Source organism: Streptomyces sp. NPDC001093 (assembly GCF_040298985.1).
Taxonomy (GTDB): Bacteria; Actinomycetota; Actinomycetes; order Streptomycetales; family Streptomycetaceae; genus Streptomyces.
This window is the reverse complement of sequence record NZ_JBEPBF010000256.1, coordinates 1-4,829: the sequence shown is the minus strand read 5'-3', so window position 1 is coordinate 4,829 and position 4,829 is coordinate 1. Positions and strand designations below refer to the sequence as shown.

2 protein-coding genes are annotated in these 4,829 nt (G+C 71.8%); both read right to left on the bottom strand.

All coding sequences use genetic code 11. The annotated features are described in order from the left end of the window. Positions 1-1,650: type I polyketide synthase (locus ABT288_RS49430; protein WP_502973028.1), on the bottom strand; the 1,650-nt coding region annotated here is incomplete at its 3' end. Then, positions 1,650-4,829 (bottom strand): type I polyketide synthase (locus ABT288_RS49425; protein ID WP_351623365.1); only part of this gene is annotated, 3,180 nt, incomplete at its 5' end. The genes ABT288_RS49430 and ABT288_RS49425, both read right to left, overlap by 1 nt.

Genomic DNA, 4,829 nt, shown 5'->3' with positions numbered 1-4,829 from the left:
ACGACCAGCACCCCGCACACCCCCCTGCACCACACCCGCAGCCGACCGGCCCTCCACGAACGCGCTCAGACCCGCCAGCAACTCCTCCCGGTCCGCACCCACCACGGCCGCCCGGAAGTCCAGGGCAGTACGGCGGGTGGCGAGGGAGTGGGCGATGTCCAAGGGACGCAGGTCAGGGTGGGACTCGAGGTGTGAGCGCAGGCGCTCGGCCTGGCCGTGCAGGGCCTGTTCCGTCCTGCCGGAAATGACGAGGGGAATGACGGGGAGGGCCCGGCCCTCGGGTTCCTCGGAGGCCTCCTCGGCGGGGGCCTGTTCGATGATGACGTGGGCGTTGGTACCGCTGATGCCGAAGGAGGAGATGCCCGCACGGCGCGGACGCCCCGTCTCCGGCCACGGACGGGACTCGGTCAGCAGGCGCACCTGGCCGGACTCCCAGTCGACTTGCGGGGTCGGCTCGTCCACGTGGAGGGTCTTGGGCAGGACGCCGTGCCGGATCGCCTCGACCATCTTGATGATGCCCGACACACCCGCCGCCGCCTGCGTGTGCCCCATGTTCGACTTGATCGACCCCAGCCACAACGGCTGATCCTCCGGACGATCCTTGCCGTACGTCGCCAGCAGCGCCTGCGCCTCGATCGGGTCACCCAGAGTGGTACCCGTACCGTGCGCCTCCACCGCGTCGATGTGGTCGGGGGCGAGCTGGGCGTTGGCGAGGGCCTGGCGGATGACGCGGACCTGGGAGGGTCCGTTGGGGGCCGTCAGGCCGTTGCTGGCGCCGTCCTGGTTGACGGCGATGCCGCGGACCACGGCGAGGACGGGGTGACCGTTGGCACGGGCGTCGGACAGCCGCTCGACAAGCAGCATGCCCGCGCCCTCGCCCCACGCGGTGCCGTCGGCGGCGGCGGCGAACGACTTGCAGCGGCCGCTGTGGGACAGGCCCCGCTGGCGGCTGAACTCGACGAAGGTCTCCGGTGTCGCCATCACACAGACCCCGCCGACGAGGGCGAGGCTGCACTCCCCGGAACGCAGGGCGTGCACAGCCGAGTTGAGGGCGACGAGGGACGACGAGCAGGCCGTGTCCATGGTGACCGACGGGCCCTCCAGGCCGAGGGCGTAGGAGACGCGGCCGGAGGCGATGGAACCGGTGTTCGCGTTGGCGGCGTAGTCGTGGTACATCATCCCGGCGAACACGCCGGTGGCCGAGCCCTTCAGCGTGGCCGGGTCGATGCCGGCCCGCTCGATCGCCTCCCAGGCGGTCTCCAGCAGCAGCCGCTGCTGCGGATCCATGACCAGTGCCTCGTTCGGGCTGATGCCGAACAGGGACGGGTCGAAGTCGGCCGCGTCGTGCAGGAAGCCGCCCTCACGGACGTAGGTCGTGCCCGGGCGCTGTCCCTCGGGGTCGAAGAGCTGGTCGGCGTCCCAGCCGCGGTCGGCCGGGAACTCCGAGACCGCGTCCACCCCGTCGGCGACCAGCCGCCACAGGTCCTCCGGCGTCTCCACCCCGCCCGGATAGCGGCAGCTCATCCCGACGATGGCGACGGGCTCGCGGAGCGTGGCGGTGAGCTTCTTGTTCTGGGCGCGCAGCCGCTCGGTCTCCTTCAGCGCCGACCGGAGCGCGTCGACGAGCTTGTTCTGGTCAGAGCCGGCCATTACACATCTCCCGTTTCGCCGCTGAGCGCCAGGCTGATGAGGCTTTCGGCGTCCATGTCGTCGATCGATCCCTCCCAGGCCTCGCCGGCCTCGTCCGGTTCGGTCTGTACGTCGCTGACGCCGCCGAGTTCGAGCAGGGCGTCCAGCAGACCCGCGTCCCGCAGCCTGCTGAGCGGAATGGTCTGCAGCACCGCGCGGATCTCCGCCTCACCCGACCCGTCAGCGTTGCCGCCGCCACCGGAGTCCGGAACGAGTTCCGCTCGCATGTGGTCGGCCAGCGCCCGTGCGTTGGGGTAGTCGAAGACGAGCGTGGGCGGCAGCCGCAGGCCGCTGACGCCGCCCAGCACGTTGCGGAACTCGACCGCGCTGAGCGAGTCGAAGCCCAGCTCGCTGAAGGCCCGGTCCGGGTCGATGACATCGGCGCCCGCGTGTCCGAGGATCGTCGCCGCGTGCGTGCGGACCGTGTCCAGCAGCAGGGCTTCCTGCTCGTCCGGAGAGAGGCCGGCAAGCCGCTGCCTGAGCACCGCCGTGTCCTGGCCGCCGCCTCCCACCGCGGTGCGCCGGGTGGTGACTCGGACCAGCCCGCGGAACAGGGCGGGCAGGTCCTCACCGGCCGAGCGCAGCGCCTTCAGGTCCAGGCGGATGGGGACGAGGGCGGGAGCAGGCAGGGCGCTCGCGGTGTCGAACAACGCCAGGCCCTGCTCGGGCGTAAGCGCGTGCACACCGGTGCTGTTCATCCGGTCGATGTCGGCCTGGCTCAGCTCACCGGCCATGCCGCCGCCCCACAGACCCCAGGCCAGCGACTGCGCGGGCAGACCCTGCGCCTTGCGGTGGGCGGCGAGAGCGTCCAGGAAGGCGTTCGCGGCCGCGTAGTTGCCCTGGCCGGGATTACCCAGGGTGCCCGCGGCGGAGGAAAAGAGGACGAACGCGCTCATATCCTTGCCGGCCGTCAGCTCATGCAGGTTCAGGGCCGCGTCCACCTTCGGACGCAGCACCTTCTCCACCCGCTCCGGAGTCAGGGACGCGATCACACCGTCGTCCAGGACACCCGCCACATGCACGACCCCCGACAGGTCGACCCCGTCCAGGAGCGCGGCCAGCGCCTCACGGTCCGCCGCGTCACAGGCCGCCACCGTCACCTCGGCACCCAGGGCGGACAGCTCTTGCGCCAACTCCCGCATCCCAGGGGCCTGTTCACCCCGACGGCTGGTCAGCAGCAGACGACGCACACCGTACTCGGTCACCAGGTGCCGGGCGAACAGACCGCCCAGGGTGCCGGTCGCCCCCGTCACCAGCACCGTCCCCTCGGCGGAGAACGTCAGGGGCTGCGCCTCCTCCACGGCCACGGGCGTACGGGCCAGACGGGCGCCGTAGGCCGCGCCGTCACGGATCACGACCTGCGGCTCACCCGTCGCCAGCGCCAGAGCGACGGCGTCGTCCGCGTTGGTGTCGGCGTCGGTGTCGGCGTCGACCAGGACGAAACGGTCCGGGTCCTCCGACTGGGCGGAACGCACCAGACCCCACACGGCCGCACCCGCCAGGTCGGTGACGTCCTCACCCGGCAACGCCACCGCACCCCGGGTGACGAACACCAACCGGCCCTCGGCCGACTGCAGTTCCGCCAACACCCGGTTCACCCCGGCACGCACCGCCTCGGCGTCCGTGCCGGGGCTGGTACGCAGGACGGTCACGCCCTCCGGCACCGGCCCACCCCGGACCTCCGCCAGCCGCACCCAGTCCAACTGGAACAACGACTCGTAAAACGCCGAGCCGGCCGCCGCGAACTGGTCCGCCGAGATCTCCCGCAAGGCCAGGGCCTGGACGCTCGCGACCGGAGCGCCGGTACCGTCGGCGACGCTCAGCGAGACGGCTTCTCCCGAGAAGGTGAGCTTCAACCGGACCCGGGTCGCACCCGAGGCATGGAAGGACACACCCGTCCACGCGAACGGCAGCCGCGCCGAACGACTCTCACCCCCCTCACGCAACCCGATCGCGTGCAGGCAGGCGTCCAGCAGCGCCGGGTGCACCCCGAAACCCTCGACACCCGTCTCCTCCGGCAGAGCCACCTCGGCATAGATCTCCTCGGCCGAACCGGCACCGGAGCGCCAGGCGGCCGTCAGGCCCTGGAACACCGGCCCGTACTCCAGACCCGCCTGCGCCAGTGTGTCGTACAGGCCTTCCAGATCGACCCGCTCAGCACCCCGCGGCGGCCACGCGGCCAGCTCGAACGAAGGCGCGGGCGCGGCGGCGGAGAGCACACCGGTGGCGTGTCGCGTCCAGGGCTCGTCGGTTCCCTCGGCGCGCGAGTGGACGGTGACCGTGCGGGCGCCCGACTCGTCGGGCGCTCCCACCGACACCTGTACGGCGGCTCCGCCATGCTCCGGCAGTACGAGCGGCGCCTCCAGCGTCAGCTCCTCCAGCAGCTCGCAACCGACCTCGTCGCCGGCGCGGATCGCCAGGTCCACCAGGCCGGTGCCCGGGAACAGCACGGTGCCGCCGACCGCGTGATCCGCCAGCCACGGCTGCGACGCCGTCGACAACCGGCCCGTCAGCACCACACCGTCACTGTCGGCCAGGGTCACCGCCGCGCCGAGCAGCGGGTGGCCGGAGGCGCCGATGCCCATTTCGGACAGCGCGGTGCCCGTTTCGACGGTGCTCTCCAGCCAGTACGTGCTGCGCTGGAAGGCGTAGGTGGGCAATCCCTCGATCACGCGGGTCCCGGCACCCGCGTAGAACGCGGTCCAGTCGGGCGAGGCCCCGCAGACGTGCAGCCGAGCCACGGCGATCAGAAGTGCGGGCACCTCGGCGCGGCCCTTGCGCAGCGCGGCCGTCAGCACGGCCGTCTCCGACCCGACCGACTGCTGCGCCATGGCGGTCAGCACACCGTCCGGCCCCACTTCCAGGAAGCGGGTCACTCCCTCCGACTCCAGCACCTTCACCGCGTCCGCGAACCGGACCGCCTCACGGACATGGCGGACCCAGTACCCCGGATCGGACAGCTCGCTCGCGCCCACCGGGGTGCCGGTCAGGGTCGACACAATCGGGATGCTCGGCACGCCGTACTCCAACTCGGCTGCCACAGCGCGGAATTCGTCGAGCATCGGGTCCATCAGCGGGGAGTGGAAGGCGTGCGAGACCTTCAGCCGGGTCGTCTTACGGCCCTCCGCCTCGAAGTGCGC